Source organism: Propionibacterium australiense, assembly GCF_003666605.1.
Lineage (GTDB): Bacteria > Actinomycetota > Actinomycetes > Propionibacteriales > Propionibacteriaceae > Propionibacterium > Propionibacterium australiense.
On record NZ_RCIV01000004.1, the window covers coordinates 136107 to 160473 of the forward strand.

At 66.5% G+C, this 24367-nt stretch carries 26 protein-coding genes; 12 read left to right on the forward strand and 14 right to left on the reverse strand.

Annotation, left to right across the window (positions count from 1 at the left end):
- Positions 1-105 precede the first annotated feature (105 nt).
- From D9T14_RS05335 to D9T14_RS05345, 3 genes are all read right to left on the reverse strand, one after another.
- Complete coding sequence (locus D9T14_RS05335; protein ID WP_119161247.1) at positions 106-2568, reverse strand: DNA gyrase/topoisomerase IV subunit A; 2463 nt, start codon at positions 2566-2568, stop codon at positions 106-108.
- A 161-nt stretch (positions 2569-2729) separates the two neighbouring features.
- A complete protein-coding gene (locus tag D9T14_RS05340; RefSeq protein WP_119161284.1) occupies positions 2730-3740 on the reverse strand; it encodes an MDR family oxidoreductase in 1011 nt (336 codons plus the stop codon).
- A gap of 54 nt (positions 3741-3794) precedes the next feature.
- Complete coding sequence (locus D9T14_RS05345; RefSeq protein ID WP_119161248.1) at positions 3795-4901, reverse strand: App1 family protein phosphatidate phosphatase; 1107 nt, start codon at positions 4899-4901, stop codon at positions 3795-3797.
- Positions 4902-4983: 82 nt separating this feature from the next.
- Between D9T14_RS05345 and D9T14_RS05350 the strand changes: the two genes are divergently transcribed.
- A complete protein-coding gene (locus D9T14_RS05350) occupies positions 4984-5577 on the forward strand; it encodes a DUF5998 family protein (protein ID WP_374955782.1) in 594 nt (197 codons plus the stop codon).
- Entirely contained in the window at positions 5574-6704 is a 1131-nt protein-coding gene (locus D9T14_RS05355) for an alkaline phosphatase family protein (RefSeq protein ID WP_119161250.1), read from the forward strand. Before D9T14_RS05350 ends, D9T14_RS05355 begins: the two co-directional genes overlap by 4 nt.
- A 36-nt stretch (positions 6705-6740) precedes the next feature.
- Here the strand turns inward: D9T14_RS05355 and sepH are convergent, their stop codons facing one another.
- Entirely contained in the window at positions 6741-7877 is a 1137-nt protein-coding gene (sepH, locus tag D9T14_RS05360; RefSeq protein ID WP_119161251.1) for a septation protein SepH, read from the reverse strand.
- A gap of 328 nt (positions 7878-8205) precedes the next feature.
- On the opposite strand from sepH, the gene D9T14_RS05365 reads away from it, so the two are divergent.
- The gene (locus tag D9T14_RS05365) at positions 8206-8502 is read left to right on the forward strand and encodes a DUF4193 domain-containing protein (protein WP_119161252.1); all 297 of its coding nucleotides are present in this window, start codon (positions 8206-8208) and stop codon (positions 8500-8502) included.
- A 156-nt stretch (positions 8503-8658) separates the two neighbouring features.
- Here the strand turns inward: D9T14_RS05365 and D9T14_RS05370 are convergent, their stop codons facing one another.
- Entirely contained in the window at positions 8659-8964 is a 306-nt protein-coding gene (locus D9T14_RS05370; protein ID WP_119161253.1) for a DUF4235 domain-containing protein, read from the reverse strand.
- 221 nt (positions 8965-9185) lie between these two features.
- Between D9T14_RS05370 and D9T14_RS05375 the strand changes: the two genes are divergently transcribed.
- The gene (locus tag D9T14_RS05375) at positions 9186-9971 is read left to right on the forward strand and encodes a DUF3710 domain-containing protein (RefSeq protein WP_119161254.1); all 786 of its coding nucleotides are present in this window, start codon (positions 9186-9188) and stop codon (positions 9969-9971) included.
- A 2-nt stretch (positions 9972-9973) separates the two neighbouring features.
- Positions 9974-10327 carry an OB-fold nucleic acid binding domain-containing protein gene (locus D9T14_RS05380; RefSeq protein WP_119161255.1) on the forward strand — a complete coding sequence of 118 codons (354 nt, stop codon included), beginning with the start codon at positions 9974-9976 and terminating at the stop codon, positions 10325-10327.
- 14 nt (positions 10328-10341) lie between these two features.
- Here D9T14_RS05380 and D9T14_RS05385 read toward each other — a convergent pair whose 3' ends face one another.
- Both D9T14_RS05385 and D9T14_RS05390 read right to left on the reverse strand, forming a co-directional pair.
- Positions 10342-11031 (reverse strand): potassium channel family protein, encoded by a 690-nt coding sequence (locus tag D9T14_RS05385; RefSeq protein ID WP_119161256.1) that lies wholly within the window; start codon positions 11029-11031, stop codon positions 10342-10344.
- Positions 11032-11043: 12 nt separating this feature from the next.
- Complete coding sequence (locus D9T14_RS05390) at positions 11044-11697, reverse strand: potassium channel family protein (protein ID WP_119161285.1); 654 nt, start codon at positions 11695-11697, stop codon at positions 11044-11046.
- Positions 11698-12053: 356 nt separating this feature from the next.
- Here D9T14_RS05390 and D9T14_RS05395 point away from each other — a divergent pair, with 356 nt between their 5' ends.
- Positions 12054-13268: a class I SAM-dependent RNA methyltransferase gene (locus D9T14_RS05395; protein WP_119161257.1), complete on the forward strand. Its 1215-nt coding sequence runs from the start codon at positions 12054-12056 to the stop codon at positions 13266-13268.
- A gap of 171 nt (positions 13269-13439) precedes the next feature.
- On the opposite strand, the gene D9T14_RS05400 is transcribed toward D9T14_RS05395, so the two are convergent.
- From D9T14_RS05400 to D9T14_RS13290, 3 genes are read right to left on the reverse strand one after another with little or no spacing between them, the layout of a single operon-like run.
- Positions 13440-13907: a DUF3995 domain-containing protein gene (locus tag D9T14_RS05400; RefSeq protein WP_119161258.1), complete on the reverse strand. Its 468-nt coding sequence runs from the start codon at positions 13905-13907 to the stop codon at positions 13440-13442.
- A 60-nt stretch (positions 13908-13967) separates the two neighbouring features.
- Positions 13968-14579, reverse strand: coding sequence for a cation efflux transmembrane domain-containing protein (locus tag D9T14_RS05405; RefSeq protein WP_119161259.1), 612 nt, complete (start codon positions 14577-14579; stop codon positions 13968-13970).
- Between the two features lie 26 nt (positions 14580-14605).
- Positions 14606-15349 (reverse strand): diacylglycerol/polyprenol kinase family protein, encoded by a 744-nt coding sequence (locus tag D9T14_RS13290; RefSeq protein ID WP_126464236.1) that lies wholly within the window; start codon positions 15347-15349, stop codon positions 14606-14608.
- Between the two features lie 696 nt (positions 15350-16045).
- Between D9T14_RS13290 and D9T14_RS05415 the strand changes: the two genes are divergently transcribed.
- From D9T14_RS05415 to D9T14_RS05430, 4 genes are all read left to right on the forward strand, one after another.
- Positions 16046-16990: a DMT family transporter gene (locus D9T14_RS05415; protein WP_170175722.1), complete on the forward strand. Its 945-nt coding sequence runs from the start codon at positions 16046-16048 to the stop codon at positions 16988-16990.
- Positions 16991-17138: 148 nt separating this feature from the next.
- The gene (locus D9T14_RS05420; protein ID WP_197720562.1) at positions 17139-17852 is read left to right on the forward strand and encodes a methyltransferase family protein; all 714 of its coding nucleotides are present in this window, start codon (positions 17139-17141) and stop codon (positions 17850-17852) included.
- A gap of 151 nt (positions 17853-18003) precedes the next feature.
- Positions 18004-18300 (forward strand): DUF6767 domain-containing protein, encoded by a 297-nt coding sequence (locus tag D9T14_RS05425; RefSeq protein ID WP_126464235.1) that lies wholly within the window; start codon positions 18004-18006, stop codon positions 18298-18300.
- Positions 18297-18920, forward strand: a complete 624-nt coding sequence (locus D9T14_RS05430; protein ID WP_119161263.1) for an SDR family oxidoreductase — start codon at positions 18297-18299, stop codon at positions 18918-18920. Before D9T14_RS05425 ends, D9T14_RS05430 begins: the two co-directional genes overlap by 4 nt.
- 23 nt (positions 18921-18943) lie before the next feature.
- Here the strand turns inward: D9T14_RS05430 and D9T14_RS05435 are convergent, their stop codons facing one another.
- The 4 genes from D9T14_RS05435 to D9T14_RS05455 form a co-directional block, all read right to left on the reverse strand.
- On the reverse strand, positions 18944-19558 hold the full coding sequence (locus tag D9T14_RS05435; protein ID WP_119161264.1) for an NAD(P)H-dependent oxidoreductase: 615 nt from the start codon (positions 19556-19558) through the stop codon (positions 18944-18946).
- The gene (locus D9T14_RS05440) at positions 19555-20154 is read right to left on the reverse strand and encodes a TetR/AcrR family transcriptional regulator (RefSeq protein ID WP_119161265.1); all 600 of its coding nucleotides are present in this window, start codon (positions 20152-20154) and stop codon (positions 19555-19557) included. Before D9T14_RS05440 ends, D9T14_RS05435 begins: the two co-directional genes overlap by 4 nt.
- 686 nt (positions 20155-20840) lie before the next feature.
- The gene (locus D9T14_RS05450; RefSeq protein ID WP_119161267.1) at positions 20841-21866 is read right to left on the reverse strand and encodes a LysR family transcriptional regulator; all 1026 of its coding nucleotides are present in this window, start codon (positions 21864-21866) and stop codon (positions 20841-20843) included.
- A 90-nt stretch (positions 21867-21956) separates the two neighbouring features.
- Positions 21957-22226 carry a hypothetical protein gene (locus D9T14_RS05455; RefSeq protein WP_119161268.1) on the reverse strand — a complete coding sequence of 90 codons (270 nt, stop codon included), beginning with the start codon at positions 22224-22226 and terminating at the stop codon, positions 21957-21959.
- A 22-nt stretch (positions 22227-22248) separates the two neighbouring features.
- Here D9T14_RS05455 and D9T14_RS05460 point away from each other — a divergent pair, with 22 nt between their 5' ends.
- Positions 22249-22965 carry an RraA family protein gene (locus tag D9T14_RS05460; RefSeq protein WP_220667449.1) on the forward strand — a complete coding sequence of 239 codons (717 nt, stop codon included), beginning with the start codon at positions 22249-22251 and terminating at the stop codon, positions 22963-22965.
- A gap of 49 nt (positions 22966-23014) precedes the next feature.
- The gene (locus D9T14_RS05465; RefSeq protein WP_119161271.1) at positions 23015-24043 is read left to right on the forward strand and encodes a hydroxyacid dehydrogenase; all 1029 of its coding nucleotides are present in this window, start codon (positions 23015-23017) and stop codon (positions 24041-24043) included.
- Positions 24044-24367: the final 324 nt, after the last annotated feature.

Genomic DNA, 24367 nt, shown 5'->3' on the forward strand with positions numbered 1-24367 from the left:
CTGGTGCGGTGGTCCTGCGGTTGTTGTGCAAAGACGCGCAACAACCGCAGGGTGAGCTGGAATCGCAGGGTGGCCGAGGCCGCAGGGTGAGCTGGGCGCGATCGCTCAGTGGGGCATCACCCGGGAGCTGACCGCCGTGACCGGCTGGGTCAGGGGAGTGCCGGAGCCGTCCCGCTTGCCGGTGGCCGGCGGCAGGTCGACGGCCGAGCCGCTGGCGGCGGCAGCGACGGCCGGCGCCGGACCCACCCAGGCCAGCGTCAGGGCGTCCTCGCCCTTCAGGAAGCGGTGACAGCGCACCCCGGCGGTGGCGCGGCCCTTCGAGGGGTACTCGGCGAAGTCGGTGAGCTTGACGCTGCCGGTCTGCGTGCCGGGCAGGGCCTGCGAGGAGCCCGACACCGTGACGACCACGGCACCGGCCTTCGGGGACGCGCCGAACCAGATGGCCTGCGCGTCCGTGCTGAGCCGGATGCCGGCCACACCGCCGCCACCACGACCCTGCGGGCGGACGAGCGAGGCGGGGAAGTGCAGCAGCTGCGCGTCCGAGGTGACGAAGACCAGGTCGTCGTCCTCGTCGACCAGCTGCAGCGCGCCGACGAGCTCGTCACCGTCGTCGAGCCGGATGATCTCCCACGCGTCGCGGGTGAGGACCTCCGGGTTCACCCGCTTGACGATGCCGCGGCGGGTGCCGACCGCCAGGCCCGGCCCCTCGGGATCGAGCGTGGTGAGGGCGAGGGGCCGCTCGTCGCGTTCGAGGGCGACGAGTTCGGTGAGCCTGCTGCCGCCGCGCAGGCTCGGGGCGTTGGCCGTCTGCACGGTCTCGGGAAGGTCGAGGACGCGTGCCCTGATGAGCCGGCCCCGGTTGGTGAGGACCCCGAATTCGGCGCGGGTGGTCGTGGCGATCGCCGAGACGACGACGTCGTGGCGCCCGCGCGGCCCCTCGGCGGGCAGCACGCCGGGGTTCTCGGCGTCGGCGGGCCGGTTCATGCGGGCGACCAGGCCGGCCGAACTGAGCATCACCCAGCACGGGCCGTCGGGGATCTCCAGCGGCTCGGTGGCCGCCGGCAGGACGGCGCCGGAGCCCTCCAGCAGCACCGTGCGGCGCGGCGTGCCGTACTGGGTGGCGATCTCGGTGAGCTGGCCGGCGACGACGTCGTTCAGGCGCTCCGGGTTCTCGATGATCTCGGTGAGCTCGTCGATGCGTCGCCTCAGCTCGTCGCGCTCGGCCTCCAGCTCGATGCGGCTGAGCCTGGTGAGGCGGCGCAGCTGCATGTCGAGGATGTAGTTGGCCTGGATCTCGTCGAGCTCGAACGCCGTCATGAGGCGCTCACGGGCCTGGTTCGCGTCGTCGGAGGACCGGATGATCGCGATGACGTCGTCGATGTCGATCAACGCCAGCAGCAGGCCATCGACCAGATGCAGCCGCTCCTGGGCCTTGCTGAGCTGGAAGCCGGCGCGGCGCAGGCTGACCTCGAGACGGTGGTCCAGGTAGACCTGCAGCAGCTCCTTGAGGCCGAGGGTGCGCGGCTGTCCGTCGACGAGCGCCACGTTGTTGATGCCGAAGGAGTCCTCCAGCTTCGTGTGCTTGTACAGCTGGGCGAGCAGGGCGTCGGGGTTGATGCCGTTCTTCACCTCGATCACCAGGCGCAGGCCGTTGGTCAGGTCGGTCAGGTCCTTGACGTCGGAGATGCCGGTGATCTTCTTGCTCTGCACCAGGTGCTTGATCTGCTCGATGATCTTCTCGGGGCCGACGGCGAACGGCAGCTCGGTGATGACGATGCCGCGGCGGCGCGGGCTGACCTGTTCGATCCGGGCCGTGGCGCGGGTCCTGAAGCTGCCGCGACCGGTGGCGTAGGCGTCGCGGATGCCGTCCAGCCCGACGATCTTCCCGCCGGTGGGGAAGTCCGGGCCGGGGATGAAGCGCATCAGCTCGTCCAGGTCCGCGTCGGGATGCCGCAGCAGGTGCTTGAGCGCCTGGACGACCTCGACGAGGTTGTGCGAGGGCATGTTCGTGGCCATGCCGACGGCGATGCCCGTCGCCCCGTTGACGAGCAGGTTCGGGAAGGCGGCCGGCAGGACGGCCGGTTCGGTCTCCTTGCCGTCGTAGTTGGGGCGGAAGTCGACGGTGTCCTCGTCCAGGCCGTCGATCATCGGCAGCGCCGCCGGGGCCATCCGGCACTCGGTGTAGCGCATGGCGGCGGGCCCGGCGTCCGGCGAGCCGAAGTTGCCGTGGCCGTCGACGAGCTTGAGGCGCATCGACCAGTCCTGCCCCATCCGGACGAGGGCGTCGTAGATGGCCGAGTCGCCGTGCGGGTGCAGCTTGCCCATGACGTCCCCGACGACGCGGGCGCACTTGACGAACGCGTGGTCGGGCAGGAGCCGCTGCTGGCTCATGCCGTACAGGATGCGGCGCTGCACGGGTTTCAGGCCGTCGCGGGCGTCGGGCAGGGCCCGCGCGTAGATGACCGAGTAGGCGTACTCGAGGAAGGAGGACTCCATCTCGTTCGAGACGTCGACATCGATGATGCGTTCGGTGAAGTCGTCCTCGACGGGCGTGGTGCTGCGTGCCATCTGCTGATCTGCTCCTGACTGTGGACCAGCCCCGATTGTCCGGCATCGGAGCCGTGAGAAGAACTATTCCACGCCGGGCGGGCACCGATCGGCGCAGGACACCCGAAGGGCCGGCGGCAGGTTCCGGAACCCGCCGCCGGCCCTTCGGCCCGTTCTGGTTCTCAGGCGCGCACGTCGACGATCACGCGGCCGTGCAGGCGGTGCTCCATGAGATCCCTGGCCGCCTGGAAGGCGCCGGACAGCGGAACCGTGCCGGCGATGGCGTCGATCCGTTCGCCGGGCAGCTCGGCGAGCAGCGCCCAGGCCTCCCTGCGGGCCTCGACGGGTGTCTCGACCGAGTCGACACCGGCCAGCGTCACGTTGCGCAGGATGAACGGCATGACGGTGCCGGGCAGCTTGGCCGAGCCGGCCAGGCCGCAGGCCGCGACGGTGCCGGAGTAGACGGTCTGCGCGAGCGCATTGACGAGCACCTCGCCGCCGACCGTGTCGACGACCCCGGACCAGCGCTGCTTCTGCAGGGCGCCCTTGGCGTCGAGCAGCTCGGCGCGGTCGATGATCTGCTCGGCGCCCAGCTCGTGCAGGTAGCCGCCCAGTTCGCCGGGGCGTCCGGTGAGGGCGGCGACATGGTGGCCGGCGGCGGCCAGCAGGAGGACCGCGACCGAGCCGACACCACCTGTCGCGCCGGTGACGAGCACGGGCCGGTCGGGCGTGGTCTCCAGGCCGGCGCGTCCCAGCCGCAGGACGCACAGAGCGGCCGTGTAGCCGGCGGTGCCGATCGCTGCGGCACGGGCCGGTGTCATCGACTCGGGCAGCGCGACGAGCCGGTCGCCGGGCACCCTGGCCAGCTCGCAGAAGGCGCCGTTGCGGCTCTCGGACATGCCGATGCCGTTGAGGATGACCTGGTCGCCCGGATTCCAGGCCGGATCGGCGGACTGCTTGACGGTGCCGACCAGGTCGATGCCGCCGATGAGCGGGGTCTTGCGGACGATGCCCGGCAGGCCGGTGAGGGCCATGGCGTCCTTGTAGTTGATGCTCGAATGACTGACCTCGACGAGAACGGGGTCGTCGCCGAGGAAGGCCTCGTCGACCTCCTCGATGGCCGCGGTGTTGACGGGCTGGCCGTTGCCGCGCTCGTAGGCGGGGTTGGAACGGATGACGATGGCACGCGCCATGGCGAAGACCTCCATTGGTCGAGTGGCTGACGTATCTCAGCATGCCGGGTGCGTTCAGGGCATTGCAAGAGAACCCGGCCGAATCCGCCAGTGACGAGGCGTCCAGCGGCGCCTGGGCGGCCGTTCGGCCTTGATGCCCAGGACGTCGGCCAGGGCCGGCCACAGATCATCGCCGTCGGTCCCGCGCAGCGAGGGAACCCGGCGCGGGTGCCAGGTGCGGTGCGACTCGGCCACCAGCGGCACGGTGCTGCGGGCGAGGATCTGCTCGGTGGGGCTCAGCGTGCGCAGCGCCACCGCCCGCACCCGGTCCGGGTGGTTCTGCGCGAACTCCTCGTAGAGCTCGGGGTCGTGCTGGCCGTCGTCGCCGACCAGTACCCAGCTGATGTGGGGGAAGTCCCTGGCCAGTCGCTCCATCGCGTCGCGCTTGTGGTCCGTGCCCGAGCGCACCCACGCCGTCGTGGTGGGCCCCCAGTCGGTGAGCAGGAGCGCGCCCCGCGGATAGCCGTGGCGGGTCATGAACCGGTTGAGGAAGTGGATCGAGGCCCAGGTGCCGGTCGATACGTAGAAGATCGGCGCCCCCGGGTGCTCGGCGAGCAGGCGCTGGTACATGCGTGCCATGCCGGGAACCGCCTGACGGTTGCCCTCGAGCTGGAAGAAACTGTTCCAGGCGGCCAGGAACAGCCGGGGCATCCACGTGCTGATGATCGTGTCGTCGATGTCGGAGATGATGCCGAAGGTCTCGTCGGGTGCGATGACCTGAACCGGGACCTCGGCGGTCGAACCGTTCGCGGCGCTCAGCCGGAGCCGGTGCCAGCCGGGGGCGAGCTCGGTGTCCACCGTCAGGTCGATGTAGCCCCGCCGGTCGGTGCGCAGGGTCAGCGTCCGTGCGCCCACGGTGAGCCGAACCGGGCGGTGCGGGGCGGGCAGGGCCAGGAAGTTGCGCCAGCCGCGGCGGCGCAGCCAGGCCGCCGCATGAGCGGGCAGCCGCCTGTCGTCGGCCGGGCTCAGGACCAGACGCCCCAGCACCCGCACGCGTCCTCCGGTGCCGTAGCCGATGAACGGCACCGGCCTCTCCCGCCAGCCCCGGCGGCGCAGCACGGCGCCGGCACGGCGCGTCACGAAGTCGGCGACGCGCACACCGATCACAGGTCCGTGCCTCATGCCCACCAACCATAACGGGCCGGGCGGCGCCGGCGGACTTCCGCTGCCGCGTCGGGCCGGTGAAGATGGCACGATGGTGACCGTGACGAACATCAGTCAGCCCACGTTGCCCAAGGCCTTGCGCGACCGCGTCGACGAGTGCGGGTTCTTCCCCGAGCTCGTCGAGGACTCGGTGTCCATGGCCGTCGGGGACGAGACGATCGTCGACTTCCTCGTCCAGCACGAGGCGACGGTCGGCGCCGAGGGCATCATCCGCCATCTCACCGTCCTCGTCCTCACCCCCGGGCGCCTCATCGTCAGCCACACCGACGAGGAGACCGATGCCCGTGGCAAGGACACCGCGGTCACCACGAGCGAGTCGGTGCCGCTGCGGCTGCTCGGTGTCATCACGGTGAGCCGCGCCGTCACCCATCCCGAGCACTACGGCAGGTCCGACTCGGCCGTCACCGAGACCTGGCTGACCCTCACCTGGAACGCCGTCCGGCGGCTGCAGGTCGTCCCCGCGCACTGCGGCGACCCGTCCTGCACGGCCGATCACGGCTTCGACGGCGAGGCGGTCGGAGAGGACATCACGATCAGGATGAGCCCGGCCGCGGACGGCGCGGAGAACGTGCAGCGCCTGGTCCGGTTCGCCTCGACACTCCAGCGCCTGGCTCACGGGCAGGGCGCCGGATGAGCCTGCCCGCCGGCCCCGGCTACGGGCGCGGCACCCTCGCCGAGGTGCTGCCCGCCATCGCGTCCCGCCTGGGCGCCGGCGAGGCCAGTGACGCCCTGGGAATCCCGCAGGCCCGGGCCTACGTGCTCCTGCTCGTCGACGGGATGGGCTGGAACCAGCTGCGCGCCGGCTCGTCCTCGCTGGTGCACATCCCGCACCTGCTGGCCCGTTCGTTCCCGATCAGCGCGCCCGTGCCGACCACGACGGCCTGCTCGCTGACGACGCTCGGCACCGGGCGCGCGCCCGGCGAGCACGGCATCGTCGGCTACACCTTCAGGCCCAGCAGCGGGGGAGAACTCATGTGCCCCCTCGACTGGGGGCCCCTGGACCCGCCCCCCGGGCAGCTCCAGCCGCACCCCACCTGGCTCGAACGCATGGAGCAGGACGGGGTCACCGTCACCACCGTCTCACAGGCCAGGTTCCGTGGCAGCGGCCTGACACGCGCAGCCCTGCGCGGCGGCTTCTTCCGTGGCTTCGGCAAGGGGGCCTCCATCGCGGCCAGGGCCGAGGCCGTCAGGGCAGCGGTCGCGAAGGGGCGGGCCTTCGCCTACGTGTACGAGGGCAGCCTGGATCACACCGGCCACGGCTGGGGCGTCGCGTCCCGCCCCTGGCTGGACCGGCTGACCCGCATCGACGCCGACATCGCCGCCCTGCGCGGGACCCTGCCCGAAGACGTCTGCCTGCTCGTCACCGGCGACCACGGCATGGTCGACGTGCCCACCGGGCGGCAGATCGACCTCGAGGGCACGCCGGGCCTGAGCGACCAGGTCGACCTCGTCGGGGGCGAACCGCGGCTACGGCATCTCTACACGCGCAGGCCGCAGGCGGTCGCGGCCCGCTGGGCCGAGATCATGGGGGAGCGCGCCTGGGTCTGCACCCGCGAGGAGGCGGTCGCCGCGGGCTGGTTCGGCCCGCACGTCGCGGCGAGCACCACGGAGCGGCTGGGGGACGTCCTTGTCGCCGCCCGCCGGAACTGGGCCGTCATGACGCGCACCCGTGAGCACGAGTTCCGGCTGGTCGGCCACCACGGCTCACTGGAGCCCGCCGAGATCGAGGTGCCCCTGCTCGTCGACACGGCCCAGGGCTGAGGCTCCCGCACGTCCCGGCCAGGGGCAACCCCGGGGTCAGCGCAGCTCCGTGTCGGAGTCGCCTGGCTTCTTCGGGCCCCCGAACATGATCTCGTCCCAGCTGGGCACCGAGGCGCGGCTCCTGCGCCGGCGTGAGGCCTTCTTCCGTGGCGTCTGGGAGGGCGGTGCCTCCGCCTCCAGCAGCGGGTCCTGCTCGGGTTCGGTGACGGGTGCGCCGGCCTCCTCGCCGCCGACGGCGGGCGCCTGCCCGCCGGGTCCGGGCGTCCCGGCGGTGACGTCGTGTTCGGTGCCGGTCTCGTCCTGCGGCACTGCTTGCGGGGCGGCCTCGTCCGGGCCCGCCTCGCCCTGCCGGGGCCCGGGAGCCTCCAGCGGGTCCGGTTCCGGGGTGTCCTCGCCGCTCACCGCCACCGGTTGGTTGAGGCCGGCGTAGACGTGCACGGAGTCCTCGTCGAAGCCGGAGAGCATGTCGTACAGGACGTCCATGTCCGAGGTCGGGTTGGGGACGAGGTCGTAGACGCCGCCGACCTTCGTCAGGCCGGTGTGCTCGAGTTCGTCCTCCTCGTCGTCACGCTCCTCGTCGAGCCCGCCGACCCCGGCGGCTTCGTAGACCTCGGCGAGCGCAGCGCCACCGCCGACGATGGGTCGCTTGGCGGGCTGGACGGCTCGGACGATGGCCATCTCGTCATTGAGGTCGACAGTGGGTTCGGTGTCGGGATCGGTCTTCCGGATCGGGGTGCGCGGCCGCGGTGGTTCCTCACCGAGGAGCCAGCGGGCGTCGTCGTTGACGGCAGTCGCGAAGCGTCCGCGGGGATCGAAGTCGAACAGCGCCTGATGGACGGTGGAGCCGACCCGGTAGCTGGCCTGGACCGTCCAGTGTCGATCGACACGGTCCTCCTCGCGCCAGGCGTCCCAGTCCACGGACGCGACGTCGATGCCCTGGGAATCCAGGCGGATGCGGACCGCCTGTTCCAGTCGCGTCAATCCGCGGCCGTCGCCACGACGGCACTGGGCGGCCTGCGCGGTGGCGGCCATGTGCTCGCGTTCGGCCAGGACCGGGACTGCGTAGCCCTCGATACCGTCGACCGGAACCCCGGCCGCGCGCGCGACATCGGCAGGGGACTCGCCTGCGCGGATGCGGGACTGGATCTCTCGCGGCGTCAAGGCACTGTCCATCTGGCATCTCCCCGTGTGCTGCCCGATGCCCGGGCCCGATCGATCATCATGGCTCACGCGACTGGGTGCGTGACTGGGGCAAATCTACCGCGCTGGGCTGTCCACGGGTCTCTGCGGCATGGCTGATGGCCTGATCCCCCTGAACCGGTCACCTGGTCACCTTTCCGGCGGGCCCCGCCGATGGTGTCGACGTCCTGGCCGTCATTCTTGTTCGCGACATGGTGTTTGTTCTACGGGTTCTTTGGGTATGATGCCCACGATTTACCGGTCAGGAGGCACTGCTCGCTGGCGCCGGTAGCGAAGCCCACCCACATTTCGGAAGGTCATCATGGCGACTGATTACGATGCACCCCGCAAGACTGATGAGGAGTCCCGCGAGGACTCGATCGAGGAACTCAAGAGCCGTCGCAACGACAAGAACTCGGGCAAGGTCGACGAGGACGAGGCCGAGGCCGCTGAATCGTTCGAGCTGCCCGGCGCAGACCTGTCCCACGAGGAACTGACCGTGCGCGTCCTGCCCAGGCAGTCCGACGAGTTCACCTGTGCGAGCTGCTTCCTGGTGAAGTCACGCAGCCAGCTGGCCGAGGAGCGCGACGGGCAGGCCTACTGCGTCGACTGTGTCTGAGGCGCCTTCGAGCAGGACCGGACACGCGAGCACAACAGGAGCGGGGTCCGCACCACGACGGTGCGGACCCCGCTCGCGTCCGAGGACTGCCCGAAGGCGCTCACCGGACTGCTCCGCCTGCTCGCCGACCTCGTGCGTGCGGGGGACCGGGCAGGGTCACTTCTTCAGGGTGACGTTGATCTTGCGCTTGCCCAGATCGGGGAGTTCCCCGGTGATCCTGGCGATCTTTGCGGCGGCGAAACGCTCCATGGCGAGCTGGGCGACCGCCATGCCGATGCCGCTCGCGAGGATCCAGCCTGCCGCCTTGGCCAGGGGGACCTCCGGATCGTTCGGGTCCGGCGGCTCCTCGCCCGTGACCTTCTTCCACGAGGCGATCAGGAGTTTCTGCGTGGCAACGGCGGCGGCCGTGCCGAGAACTCCTGCGACCACTTTGAACTGGGTATTCGTGGCGCGAGATGCCATCCTGCCTCCCCATCTGGTACGGGCCGCGGACACCTGACCCGCAGCATCTCCATCCTAGGGTCCGGTTGCTCGCCGGCCGCTGCCGTGCACCGGAGTGTCAGTGAGTCCTGCGACGAGACACGACGGGTTGGGGGTGCGGCGATAGGCTTGGGCACGGCACGGCACCGGGCCTGCCGCAATGTGAACCTCACGCAGACGCAAGACGATGGTGGGAAGCCTGAATGTTCGGTCGTAGGAAGCGCAAGGCAGCTGACGAGGACGTGCTCGAGGAGGAGATCCTCGATGAGACCGGGTCCGACGAGGACGAGGAGGACTCTGCCGCGGAGGATGTCGACGACGCTGACGCGGACGCTCCGGGGGACGACGAGCCCGAGGCGGAACTCGACGAGTGGCAACGGCTCGACGCCTCGCGGGACTGGCGCGAGGAGGGCCCCTTCGACCTGTCCGAGGTCGACCTGGACGCCGACGACGTCGAGCGCATGGACTTCGACGCGCTCATCCTGACCCCCTTCGACGGCATGCAGCTCCAGCTGCAGGTCAACCAGCAGACCCAGCAGTTGCAGGCGATCCTGGCCGTCTCAGGCCAGTCCGTCATGGAGCTGTCGCTGTTCGCCGCACCGGCCAACCGCGACATGCGCGCCGAGGTGCGCGACGAGATGATCGCCAACGCCCAGAAGGCCGGCGGCAAGGCCACCCTGACGGCCGGCCCGTTCGGCACCGAGGTGCGCCGCGTCGTCCCGATCACCACCCAGCAGGGCCAGCACGGCTACCATGTCTCGCGCACCTGGTTCGCCCAGGGCCCCCGCTGGCTGCTGCGCGGCGTCCTCATGGGGGAGGCGGGCCTGGCCGAGGGCGTCGAGGGCTCCACCGAGCTGCTCTACGAGCTCTTCGCGAACACGGTCGTCCGGCGTGGCGACAAGCCGAAGGTGCCCGGCGAGCTCATCCCGATGACGATGTCGCCCGAGCTCGCCGCCCAGACCCAGCAGAAGCCCGCCGGGGCGAGGTGAGCATGTCCGGCAGGGGCCGGTGTCGGGGCCTGCTGGCCCGCTGGCTGGGCCGTGACCGTGCCAGTGAGCCGGATACCGGCGATGACGGCCGTCCGGTCCCCATCGCCGACGTCGCCACCCGGGAACACCTGACGGTCCAGGGCCGCGTGCGGGCCCTGGCCGCCAATCCCGGCAGCGGGCAGCGTTGGCTCGAGGCCGAGCTGAGCGACGGCACGGGGACGGTGACGGTCGTCTGGATGGGGCGGCGCCGGATCGCCGGTGTCACCGTCGGCCGCACCCTGCGGGTGACCGGCCTGATCGGCGAGCACCGTGGTCGGCGCGTCATCTACAACCCCCGGTATGAGCTGCTCGCCTGAACCGGTGACGCGGTTCAGCGCGTGGGATGGTACGGGGCCTCGGAGCCGCTGCCGACCAGGATGGCGGGCAGTTGCCTCTCGTGCTCCGCACTGATCGTGAAGAGCAGCTCGTCGCCCTCCTCCAGGGTCTCGTCCGGGCGCGGGGGCCGGGCCTGGCCGGCGCGGATGATCGCCACGAGCACGCCGTCACCGGGGAGCTCCAGGTCGCGGACGCGCCGGCCGATCGCCGGCGCGGAGGCCGGCAGGGTCAGCTCGACGAGATTGGCCGAGCCGGCGTTGAAGCTCAGCAGACGCACGACCGCGCCGACCGAGACGGCCTCCTCGACGAGGGCCGACATGATCCGCGGCGTGGACACCGCCACGTCGACGCCCCACTGCTCGGTGAACAGCCACTCGTTCTCCGGGTGATTGATGCGGGTGACGGTACGGGGCACACCGAACTCGGTCTTGGCCAGCAGCGCGTAGACGAGGTTGGCCTTGTCGTCCCCGGTCGCGGCGATGATCACATCGCAGGTCTCGAGCCCGGCCTCGGCCAGTGAGTCCATCTCGCAGGCGTCGGCGAGCAGCCACTCGGCCTCGGGGACCGCGTCGGAGCGGATGGCGTGGGGATCCTTCTCGATGAGGAGCACCTCGTGGCCGTTGGCGAGGAGCTCGCGGGCGATGGACCGGCCGACGTTACCGGCCCCGGCGATGGAGATGCGCACCGTGGTCCCCTCTCAGTCCTTGTCCTTCTCGGGCGGGTTCGACATGGCCTCGTAGGCCGAGGCGGCGCGATCGGTGGGCACCGCGGCGTAGAGCACGTCGCCCTCCTGGACCAGCAGGTTGGCGGGGGGCACCATGCCGGTGCCCAGTCGGGTGAGGAAGGGGATCCTCAGGTGCAGGCGCTGCTCGATGGCCTCGATGGGGGTGCCGACCCACTCGTTCGCGAAGGGCATCTGGTAGAGGGCGGTGGTGCCCGACGGGTCCCGCCACACGGGCGTGGCGGCGTCCCCCAGGAGCCGGTTCATCACCTGGCCGGCCGCCCAGCGGATGGTGGCGACGGTGGGGATGCCGAGCTTCTCGTAGACCTCGGCCCGGCCCTGGTCGTAGATGCGGGCGACGACGTTCTGCACGCCGAACTCCTCGCGCGCGACGCGGGCCGCCAGGATGTTGGAGTTGTCGCCGCTCGCCACCGCCGCGAAACCGTCGGCCTCCCGGATGCCGGCCTTGACGAGCACGTCGCGGTCGAAACCGGAGCCCTTGACGGTGTGGCCGTTGAACTCCGAACCCAGGCGGCGGAAGGCCTCGGCGTTCTGGTCGATCACGCAGACCGTGTGGCCGCGTCGCTCCAGCCCGCGGGCCAGCGTCGAGCCGACACGCCCGCAACCCATGATGATGATGTGCACCTCGACCTCCGCTTCGGCCACCGGACCGGACAGTGGCGGCAACGCTGACAAGACTAGCCAAGCCCTGAAGCCCGCTGCTGCGGCACGCGGGCACGTGTCCGAGCGGGGTCCGCCGCTGATCGAGGAACGTGCCATGGTTCCCGTGCGGCACGTCCCGGCTGTCCGCGCCGACCGGATCGGCAGGGGGTCTTCCCGCGGGAGCTAGGCTGACTGACTGTGAGGATCGAGGACCGGGCCGGGTGCCGCCACGACGCACGGACGGTCCGGTTCTGCGTCCTCGGGGCCCTCCGGGGTCGGCAGGTGCCCGGTCGCAGGGCCGGCAGCCCACGAGGCGGTGCCTCGTGAACGCGCTCCTCGGGCCGCTCGAGCTCGGCCCCATCGCCCACGGCGGCCACGTCGTGGCCCGCCACGAGGGCCGCGTCGTCTTCGTCCGCGGCGGGCTGCCCGGCGAGCAGGTGCTGGTCGAGCTCACCGACACCCGTCACGACCGCTTCTGGAAGGGGCGCGTCCACCAGGTGCTCGAGGCGTCCCCGGGCCGCGTCGAGCAGGAGCTGCCGCCGGCGGCCTATGCCGGCAGCGACTTCGCGTTCGCCTCGCTGGAGGCCCAGCGCCGCCTCAAGGCGCAGGTGATCGCCGAACAGCTCGCCCGCCTCGGCGGGGTCGACGCCGAGGTCGAGGTCGAGGCCGTGCCCGGCGACCGTGACGGCTGGGGCTGGCGCACCCGGATGCGCTATCTGCACGCCGGCGGCCGGGTCGGACTGCGCGGCTTCCACTCCAGCGAACTCGTCGAGGCGCCGCCGGGCACCGGTTTCCTGCTCGCCGATCCGAGGGGGCCCGCGCCGGCGGACCTGGCGCGGTACGCCGCGCGGGCCGGGCGCGAGATCACCGTCACTGTCGCCGACTCCGGCGTGTCGGTCATGAGTGACGGCCGGGTGCTGTCCGGCGAGCCGGTCGTCACCCAGCAGGTGCGTGGCATGGACTTCCGGGTCCGCGCCGACGGGTTCTGGCAGGTGCACCCCGGCGCCGCCGATGCCCTGACCGGCGCGGTCCTGGACGCGCTCGGGGTGCGCGAGGGTGAGCGCGCGCTGGACCTGTACTGCGGGGTGGGCCTGTTCGCCGGTGCGCTCGCTCGCGCCGGGGCCCGGGTCACGGGCATGGAGATGGACGGTCCGGCGGTCCGGCTGGCTCGCAGCAACGTGCCGCAGGCCCGGTTCATCGCCTCCCGCCTCGAGCAGGGCCTGACGCGGCTGGGGGAACGGAGCGACGTCGTCGTCCTCGATCCTCCGCGTTCGGGCGCCGGGAGACGGGTCATCGAGGCGATCGCCGGGCTCAGTGCCCGCTGCATCGGCTACGTCGCCTGCGACCCGGCGGCCCTCGGTCGTGACGTGGCCCGGCTGCGCGCCCTGGGCTACGAGCTGGCGAGTGTGCGGGCCTTCGACATCTTCCCCATGACCCACCACGTGGAGACGGTGGCCCTGCTGAGCAGGGAGAAGTCGCTGGACCGGCCGGGATCGGTTCGGCCGGCGAGAACCGGAGGGCGAGGAGCGGTCTCGTGAATGGCGGCGGGGAATGAGTGTCTGGAATACGTTCCGGGGCTGGATTGAGGAGGCTTATTCACGGCCTCAATGAATTAGGCTATGGCTAGGGATTTCATCTCCCGCCGAACTTCCCGTGAATGAGCCTCAGTATCCGGTGGCTTGTTCATAGTCTCACAGGCATGCTTTTTCTCACAGGATGTGGCCGTTTTTACCCCAAACAGACCCAGAACCGCCACATCCTGTCAATTTCGGCATGCCCCAGACCTGAAGCAACCCGAAACGACTGGAAGCCAGCCCGTAGGCGGCAAGGGATACTCCGATCAGCAACCCGAATGCCCCGTACATCCACCGCCGGATCGGAAGACTGTTCGGCCTGGCGACAAGTACCCCGAACAGAGCGAGCGCAAACTTGGCAACAGCAGTGGACAACACCAGCACGACAACCCACGGCGGACGCTCCCGGGCCAGTTCCAGCCCCTGCTCCTGGACCGCGGTGTCCACAAGCCAGTTCCCACCCAACGCCCAGTACAGGCTGATCGCCCCGAAGACCGACCACCACACGGCGACACACACAGCCGGGTAATTCGACACCGCCGCACGCTTCCTCGAATCGGGTGATGGGCGGGCAGCTTGAAGCTTGTTGACAGGAACCTTCACGAGAAGTGCTAGCCCTCGTCAAATCGGTATCCATCGGGGTTGTGGGTAAACCTCATTGCTTCAGGATCGTTGTTCAAGAATCGTCTTGATCCCGCCTCGGAGCATGTACAGCGACACCAGCAGAGAGCCCACGACATCGAGATATGAAGAAGCTCGTGAACCGGGGAACATCAAGATCACGACAAGTGTGAGTGTCACACACAGGTCAACGCCTGATTTCGCCTCATACAACCTGGCCTGTACACCAAGAATAGAATTTTCTTGCTTCTTGTGCAGGAATGTGTATCGGCGCCAGAAGATAATATTGGTGACTGCCCCGAGGAAAGCAATCACGAGCGCAGGTATCACATTCCCCTTGTCCGCCCTGCCGGACAGGATCGTCAGGAGCGTCATACTCAGGCCGCTCGCGCACATGATCATGCCGACGAAGCAATTCCCTTTTCGTTCCAAAGAGAGCTTCCGGTTCCTGTCCATCGGCTGCTTGTTCGTCACCGTGTACACGGCAAAGGCGACGATGAGCGCCAAGAATTCTGCTGTTCTCCTGGTGAAGTCGGAGAGCTGCGTTGAGCTGTGCCCGACTGTGAGGCCCAGTCCCAGAACCAGAGGCCCGGGAGAGCTCAGCAGCATCGAGGTCAGGAGGGTTCGATACCCACTCTTCTTGTCTTCAGTCATGAGTTCATCTGAATCTGCGAGCAGGATCAATTAATGGCAAGACGCTGGAACAGAAGTTGGGCGGAACACAGGACTGTCATGGCCGCTGCCGGGCAGAAAAGGGTGTCCAAGCCGTTGTTGGTCACCAATTCGACCACAGTGGTGACCATCGCAGTCAACCCGGATACCAGGAGGAGCTGCCATGGAGAGAAAGCGCCACCCCAGGAAAGGATGACGAAGACGCTTATTCCGGATAGTGCGAGCATGGCGAGCGTGCCTTCCAGTGACTTGTTCCGTGTCCTACCGATCTTGATCCTCCCGAATCGTTTTCCAGCAAGCGCGGCTGCCGCGTCTCCCGGTCCCCAGGCGAAGATGCTGGCAAGCGCGAGATTCCTGCTGCCAAGCCAGCCCCAGCAAGCAGCTGTTACCAACATGAACATGAGGCATGCCGCGCCCAGGCTCTTGTGTAATTCTCCAGTACGTCTTTCAGAAGACACCTTTGAAAGGGAGGAGGTGGCGGGTAGCTTTTCCAGCAGTGTGAGGATCGGTTGTGTCGCGACAGTGAAAATGGCCATCGTGAGCTCTGCTGTTCTCCAGTCACTGAAAGCGAAAAGCCAGGTAGTCAGAACGATTATCGCGGAAAAGTGAAGAAGTTTTCTGGACAGTTCGGAGGGCAGTGGAAGAGTCTTGCGGATGGTGAGGAAAAGGAGGACGCACAGGGTGTACGCGCCTGCAATATAGAATAGTCCCTGAAGTATTGTTGCGGTTGAATCTCTCACTGGCATGTTCACGGTTTATATGCGTCGAAATGAATTGTCGGGTAGTTGGGAGTTCGGTGTGGACTATGGGGTTGAACCTGTTCCACTGGATCGCTTGTTCTGGTTCAAATTCGGTAGTTGAGATCGGGGTGAATTACATGCAAAATTGTAGCTGAAGTAAGCCAAGATTGCAAGCAGATCGTTATTGTTATCGCTAGTGAATAGATTGAAAGAATAACCCATAAAACTAGTTCGGCTACCTTTGCGGTGTCGTAAGATATCGCATTCCTTGGGGCGTGGAAGTGAATTTTCTGCTGCGGCTGTCGACAATCTCATCGGATCAGTCATGAATTGCTGTCCTTGGCTCGTGAAACTTCGTCGATGGCACACTCAGAGGTCAATTCATGACTCTGCTGGACGTGAGTGCGGCAAGGAGGCCCTCGGGGTCAAGGGCGCTGTGGAACATGTCACACGCTACCATGGTGTAAACCATGCTTTCCATGGATTGGCGTTCTTGGTTGAATCGCGGAGAAACGATGCCTTGAGTGATCCTTTGGTTTTCTCGATGGTTCTGTCTTTGGCGTGATGGTCTGCCCGGCGGGCGGATCAGAGAAAGTTGCTGAACTGCTGGACCCTGATCAGGTGGGATCGGCTGGATCCGTCCGCGCCGGTTGACGGCACTCGTGCAGGGCTGCCAGCATGGTCCGATGGATCCAGTGGAGTTGCGCGATGGTGAACAGGAAGATTCTCGGTAATGCACTGCTGCTGGTGACGGCAATGGCCTGGGGCACGGCCTTCGTCGGCCAGCGCGCGGGGATGTCGGACATCGAACCGATCACCTTCACCGCCGCCCGCATGACGCTGGCCGCCGTGGCGGTCGGGCTGGTCGCGTTCGCGATGGGACCCAGGACGAGGAATGTCTCGGCCCCGCGCGAGACCCGGGCGCGCCGGAGGGGGACGGTCGTCGGCGGTGTCTGCTGCGGTGCATTCCTTGCTGCCGCGAGCATCTTCCAGCAGATGGGCATCGTCCACACCACGGCGGGCAAGGCGGGCTTCATCACCGCCATGTACATCCTGCTCGTCCCCGTCATCAACGTCGCGCTGTTCCGCAAGAGGGCTCCCTGGCCGGTGTGGCTCGCCGTCCTGATCGGTGTCGCCGGCATGTACCTGATATGCGTCACCGAGGGATTCGGCCTGGCTCGCGGCGACGCCCTCGTCTGCGTCTGCGCCCTGCTGTTCAGCGGTCACATCCTGTGCTGCGATCACTTCGCCGGACTGGGGGACCCCATCCGGATCTCGGCGATCCAGTTCGTGACCGCGGCAGGAATCTCGGCCATGACGGCCCTCGCCGTAGAGGAGCCGAGCTGGGCGGGGATCGTCTCGGCCGCGGTCCCGATACTGTACTGCGGCATCGTGTCGGGAGGGATCGGCTACACCCTGCAGATCATCGCCCAGCGATTCACCGATCCCACGGTCGCCTCGCTGCTGCTGAGCCTGGAGGCGGTGTTCGCCGTCCTCGCGGGGGCTGTCCTGCTCGGTGAGCGCATGAGCCCCCGCGAGATGACTGGATGCGTCGTGATGTTCGTCGCGATCATTCTCGCTCAGATTCGGCTGCCGGGCGCGCAGCAGGCCGAGGCGGCCACCAGTGTCCGGACAGAATCGGCGCACGCATGATGTGCTCCCGGGGCGACAAGTGTCCTGTGGACGTATCGATGCCGTGCCCAGGGATCCTCGCTGATGCCGTCCAGGGCGGCTCCCGGCTCATTCACGGTGCCGACAGATGCTGGTATGACAAGGAACAATATTTGTGGTGGAGATTCTCATGAACAAGCCTCAGCGTATCGAGGGCCGTCGCGGTCGTGACATGGATGCGAGACTGCTCGGCCGGGCCGTCGGCAGGTGCATCGCCGGACTGGTTCTCATCCTCGTCCTTCTCCTCGTCCCGGCGGGCACCACGCATTACTGGAACGCCTGGCTGCTCACGGGCCTGCTCTTCGTCCCCATGCTCGTCGTGGGGATCGTCCTGATGCTGCGCGATCCGGAACTGCTGAGGAAGAGACTGAGCAGCAGGGAGACCGAGCCGGAACAGCAGCAGGTCATTGCGCTGAGCGGCCTGATGTTCGTGAGCGCATTCGTCCTCGCAGGCCTCAACCACAGATTCGGCTGGCTCGCCGTCCCGGCGTGGGGCGTCTGGGCGGCGACGGCGATCTACCTGCTCGCCATCTCGCTCTACGCGGAGGTGCTCCGGGAGAACGCCTATCTGTCGCGGACCGTGGAGGTGCAGGACGACCAGAAGGTGATCGACACCGGCCTGTACGGGATCGTCAGGCACCCGATGTACTCGGCCACCGTGCTCTTGTTCCTCGCCCTGCCGTGGATCCTGGGGTCACCGATCTCATTTCTCGTCCTCCTGCTCTACATCCCGATCATCGCGAAGAGGATCAGGAACGAGGAGAAGGTGCTCGAGGCCGGGCTCGACGGGTACGTGGAATACAAGAACCGGGTGAGGCGCAAGGTGATCCCGCTGGTGTGGTGAGCGCCGGCGGTCCATGACCCGGCGTTGCCCCAGCCGGGCCGTCCGAGCAGCGGCTTCGGGACCACGAGACATCGGGCCTCGTGTGCCGGCTGATCGCGACGTATGGTCGTGTCGAAGGCACTTTCACGCCCCGCATGATGAGGTGATCGCGATGGGCGCAGACGCACAGGCAGCCGAAGCCGCGGCCGGTTCCCGGAAGAAGGCGCCCGGCACCGTCATCCCGATGTGCCCGCTGAGACCGGAGGACTACTGCAGCCAGTGCCAGGCCTATGCCACCGGTCCGCAGGACTGCGGCCTTGTCTACATGGTGTTGCACGACCCGGACCTGCGGGAGATGTACAAGGACCAGCTGGCCCGTTACCGCGAGGCCGGCAGGCAGTGGAACCAGTCACGCCGGGCCGCCGGGAAGGCGGCGGCCCTCGACGTCACGGAAGGGCAGGACGCATGAGGATCTTCGTCGCCGGAGCCAACGGCCGGGTCGCCGACAGGACCGTCGCCGGGCTCGTGGCCCGCGGCCACGAGGTGACCGCAGGGGCCCGCGACCCGGGCAGGGTCACCGCCCGTGACCACGTGCACCCGGTCGCCTTCGACCTGCACGACGACGTGGCGACCCTGGCCGAGGCCATCGACGGGCACGACGCCGTCTACTTCCTCGCCGGCTCCCGCGGCGCCGACCTGCTCGCGACCGACGCCTACGGTGCCGTCAAGCTCGCCCAGGCCGCGCAGAGCCGGGGCATCAGGCGCTTCATCCTGCTCAGCTTCCTGTTCTCGCTGCAGCCGGACAGGTGGCCCGAGCGGCTCATGAACTACAGCATCGCCAAGTTCTTCGCCGACAACTACGTCAGCGAGCAGACCGACCTGGACTGGACGATCGTCCAGCCCGGTGTCCTCACCGAGGAGCCCGGCACCGGCCGCATCCGGCTCGATCCGCCCGAGGTGGGGCCGGTCCCGATCCCCGACGTCGCTGACGCGCTCGTCGCGGTGCTGGAGAGCCCCACCACCTGCCGCCGCACGGTGCCGCTGATCGGCGGACAGGACCCGATCGGCGAGGCCATCGCCGCGTACTGAACCAGGCGGGTGGTTCTGGGGCGTCAGAACCGGAAGTCCATCGTGCGGACCCGCTCCAGGTGGCGGGCGTGGCGGGCGCGCATCCGGCGCGCCCAGGCGTCGTCACCGGCCCGTCCCCTGACCAGGCCGTGGTGGATCCAGGTGGAGCGGCGTACGCCCAGCTGCCTGAGCGTCTGGCCCATGAAGATGCGCTTGATCGCGTTGCCGTTGAGGAAACGGATGTAGGACGTCGGCGAGGTACTCGTCGTCAGCACGTAGGCGCGGCGCAGATTGCCCAGCTCACCGTGGACGCCCCGAGCCGAGACGGTGTGCGAGAGTCCCTCGCCCTCCTTCATCACCTTGTCGATGAAGCCCTTGAGCATGCCCGGGATGCTGTTCCACCACAGCGGGGTGATGACGATGAGACCATCAGCGGCGCGCAGGAAACCGAGATAGCGGGTGACCAGCGGGTCGTGTGTGCCGCCGGAACTGAACAGGCGCAGTTCCTCGGCGTCGTAGAAGGGCAGGAAGCCGTCGGCGTGCAGGTCCATCAGGTCGTACTCGACGCCGTGCTCGTCGAGATTGGCCATCACCTGCTCGAGGATGGCGTGATTGAGGCTGCCCTCCCACGGGTGGCAGTAGACGATGGCGATTCTCACGAGTACTCCTCCGGTGGCGAGGCGGGTTCGGGCGGCGGGGGCGGCTCGTCGCCGTTCAGCAGGGCTCCCAGGGTGGCGTTCATAAGGGGCTCCGGTTCGGTCACCAGGCCCAGGCGCGTCAGCTGTCCCAGGCCGCAGATGAAGGCCCAGACCTGGGCGAACAGCAACCCGGCGTCGAGACCGTGGGCCACCGCCGCGCGTTCCGCGATGGTCTGAGCGAACCGGGCCAGGGGATAGGGCCCCTCCTCGTCGGCCAGGGGATGGGACAGGACGAACTCGACGAGCCGGCCCTGCTCTCCCATCAGCTCGATGAGCCCGCGGCCGAGCCCCAGCAGGGCGTCCCGCGGGGTGAGCGCGTCGAGCGTGGTCAGGTCGGGCAGCCGATCGAGGACCAGTTGCGACGCGGTGCGCGCGACAGCGTCGAGCAGGTCCTCACGGCCGCCGGGGAAGCAGCGGTAGAAGGCGCCGGTGGTGAGGGAGAGCTCCGACATGAGCGGCCGCAACGAGACTCGCTCGGCGCCCCCGGCGATGATACGCGACAGGGCCGCCTCGATGATCGCCGCCCTGATGTGCTCAGAACCCGGTCTGGTGGTCATGCTCCTCCTCACTGGCGCGGCGCTCGCTGCGCGTTCGGTGCCCCTCGACCGCAAGGAGCGGCGGCACCACGCATCGCATGATAACACTGTTATCCAATGTCATGGCCGGGAGCGCGGTCTGAGCAGTGCCCGAGCCGACGTGGCGTGTGTCCGTCATGCGAGCGGCTGCGCGGACGCAGGGGATCAGCAGCACCGGTCGCGCCGGAGAAGAAAACGGGTGCTCCTCTCGCCCTGCGGTCATGGATGAGGCGGTGGAGCTGCTCGGTCCAAGGCATTGGCACCCGGAGTCTGTGGAAGCCAGGTCACCGTTGATCTTCATGGGTTCCAGTGAATCTGCTGGTGAGAGTGCTGGGTTGCGGCTCGGGTCAGTCGCGTGGGCTGCAGGCTGTCGTGCCTCGTTGCTCAGTTTCTTTCCGGGGCTGATCGGCTCAGGATCGGGTCGGCGCTGTCGGGGCCTCGGAGGTGGGGCTCGTTCGTCGTGCCGGATCCCCGTCACAATGGCGGGAGATGTTCACCGCCGAGACGGGTGACACCTTTGATGAGGCTTGTTCAGGGAACTGATGGATGCGGGTGAAACAGGGGGATGATGTTTCTCGGCAAGACCCTTGCGAACAGACCTCAGTGTGCTGAAATTCTTGACCCATCGTGGCGCCCGGGCCACCCCTTCGCATGACTGTCCAGTTTTATTATTCAGCGATCTCCTTGGCAAGTAGTTCCATGATCTGATGGTAGGTGCCGAGGGAAAGAATGACGTCGTTGGGGACGTCTTGCAGAAAGGCGAACACCCTGATGATCAGACTCATGAAGTCCTTGAGGTAGCGGGGGAGATGACGGTCCCTGCGGTGCACGAGGTAGGCGGTTTGCGTCAGTGCGGTGCTGCCTCGCAGCAGTGGGAAAAAATGCAGCCCGGCGCTGGGGAACGGTGCGGATGCCAGGAGGCTGGTCTTCGTGACGAACGAGGCCGCCATACCGGTGATCGCAAGTGAGGTGGCGAACTGCAGACTGCTGGTCGTGGTGTAGATCTTTGGCTTGAAGCCGGCTTCCTCGAAACATGTATTGATGGTGCGGCCCATTCGATTGGCGAGGATGGTGAAGGGGAGCTTTGAGTAGGCCGAGAGATGGGCGCCCTCGATTTCTGATGTTCGGATGAGCTCTTCAGGGGCTGAGTAGCAGCGCGCCAGGAGCTGGTCCGAAACACACAGGTAGATGGTTTCATCGATGAGTGGAAAGAAATTCAACGAGTCATCGTTCAGTGTCGCGTCCTCGCTCGATGCGAGCAGGATCGCGGTGTCGAGCTGTCCGCTCAGCGTCTGCTTGATCAGGTTGTCGCTCAAGCCATTCGTGATCTGGAGCTCCACGCTCGGGTATTTACTTGAGAAAGGTTGCATCAGATAGGGAAGAATGGCGTTCATGCGCATGATGCTGCAGCCGAAATGAACGGTGCCGCGTTCGCCCTTCTTGATCTCTGCGATCATGTCCATGAGGTTCCCCTGATGATCGGCGACGATGTTGGCAAAATTCAGGACCAGCCCCCCTTGGTAGGTGAGGGCTAACCTTGGTTTTCGTTCGAGAAGTTCAGTTCCGAAGTACTCCTCCATGCGTTTGATGTGGTTACTGAGCGTCTGCTGCGAGAGATAGAGGCGCTTGGCGGTCTTTGTGATGTTGAGATCTTTGGCGACTTCCTGAAAATAGAAAAGACTTTGAATGTCCATGCCGGTCCTTGAGTTGATGGTGCAACAAAAATTTTTTGTGGAGCTGACAAATAATTGCTGTTTGACGCCGGAGGGGTGTGTGGTTTAATTTTATGCCATGCCAATGGTGGCATTATACAGGTTCTCGCCAATGGTGGCATTATACAGGTTCTCGCCAATGGTGGCATTATACAGGTTCTCGCCAATGGTGGCATTATACAGGTTCTCGCCAATGGTGGCATTATACAGGTTCTCGCCAATGGTGGCATTATACAGGTTCTCGCCAATGGTGGCATTATACAGGTTCTCGCCAATGGTGGCATTATACAGGTTCTCGCCAATGGTGGCATTATACAGGTTCTCGCAGCGTCTTTGCAGCATCCTGTGAATTTCATCATTGTAGATGAAAGGTAAACCTATGTCAGTAGGCAAGCGGATTTATCTCAAGAGAGAGTTTCCGGATCATGATGTCATGATGCAGTTCAAGACCATCCCGGCATCGAACACGGCTGACTGCATGAGCAGGAACAGCGCGATGAATCCCAGGATCCACCTGGTGAGCAAGCCGAAGGACGAGTGCATGGTCGGGCCTGCTTTCACGGTGAAGTGCCGGGCGGGTGACAATCTCATTCTTCATGCGGCACTGAACTTCTGCCAGGAAGGCGATGTGCTGATCGTCTCCAACGAGGAGGACACCACTCGTGCACTGATGGGCGAGGTCATGATGACGTGGCTGCGGTACGAGAAGAAGATCGCCGGAATCGTCCTGGACGGCCCGATCCGCGACATCGGTTCCATCGGCGAGTGGGATTTCCCGGTGTATTGCACGGGTACGACACCTGGCGGCCCCTACAAGGAGGGCCCTGGTGAACTGAATGTTCCGGTCTCCTGCGGTGGCATCAGCGTGAACCCGGGCGACATCATTCTCGGGGATCCCGATGGTGTGATCTGCATCCCGCGGAAGGACGCCGCGCAAATACTCGAAGACGCCAAGGAGTTCAAGGCCAAGGACAAGGCAAAGGTTCCGGCCATCATGGAACACCGCATGGACCGCAGCTGGGTGCACAAGACCCTGGAGAGCAAGGACTTCGAGATCGTCGATGACGTCTATCGGCCCTGAGTCGAACAGCGGGGTCTGTGGCGGCCGAAAAATTATGTGAGGAGAAAACATGAGTTGGAAGATCTTGTTGCCGCAGGAGATCATGGCGGAAGGCACGAAATACTTGGAGGATGCGGGCCATACCCTCATCAGGGGACGCGGTTTCGAGACCGCGGACGTCCTCGCGGACATGAAGGAGCATCAGCCCGATGCCATGATCGTCCGGATTACGCCGATCACCAGAGAGGTGATCGAGTCCAATCCCAATCTCAAGGTGGTCGTTCGGCATGGCGCCGGATTCGATGTGCTGGACGTGCAGGCCTGTCATGACAACGGCGTGCAGGCGTTGTATGCGCCGGTTGCGAACAGCACCTCTGTCGCAGAGACGGCGTTGCTGCTGATCCTGGAGTGCTCGAGGAATGTCCTCAGGCTGAGGAAGACCTGGGTCGAGGACTACTACAAAGCCAAGCTCAAGATTCGCAAGAGCACCATCAACGGGAAGACGATCGGTATCATCGGCTGCGGGAACATCGGCAGCCGTCTTGCCAGGCGGGCACTTGCCCTGGAGATGAATGTCCTCTGCTACGACCCCTACAAGCCGGCCAAGGACTTCCCCGCGGGCGTCGAAGTGGTGCGTGATCTCGATCGGATCTTCACCGAATCCGATTATGTGTCCCTGCACACGCCGGCAACCTCCATCACCCGGGACATGGTGAACAAGGAGAAGCTCGCCCTGATGAAGCCCACGGCGTTCCTGATCAACACGGCCCGGGGTGCTGTGGTGAATGAGCAGGATCTCTATGCGGCCTGCAAGGACGGCACCATCATGGGAGCCGGTCTGGATGCGATCCGGAAGGAACCGGTGGATCCCGACAATCCGTTGCTGACGTTGGACAACGTCATCATTTATCCGCACATCGGTGGCAACACCATCGAGGCGGCGCACCGGGCCTCCTTCTTCTCCGCCATGGGGGTGCAGGAGGTCTATGAGGGCAAGGAGCCGACGTGGCCGATCAACGACATCGATTACGAGACCGCGCCCACGTATGACGACGTCGTCGTCCCGGACACCAAGAAGGCAGGCATGTTCGACTTCTGACCGAGGTCGCCGCCGGCGTCTGCCGGGAGGATGTGGTGAGGGGGGAGGAATTCGAGAATGACAGTGACGTCTTTGCGGGATGATTTCCTGATCATGGCAGCATTCATGCTGATCGGATTCTTTGCCCGGGAAAAAATAAAAATCCTTCAGAAGCTGTACCTTCCGGCGTCCCTGATCGGCGGACTGATGGCTCATCCCAATCGAGGGTGTAGGAGTTGGGGTCTGAATCCGCCGGTTTCGAGGAGGCTGCGTGTGATGTAGTTGGTGAGGTTGCGGAAGCCGAGGGCGGTGCCGCGGAGGTGTTCGAGTCGTCCGTTGAGGGCT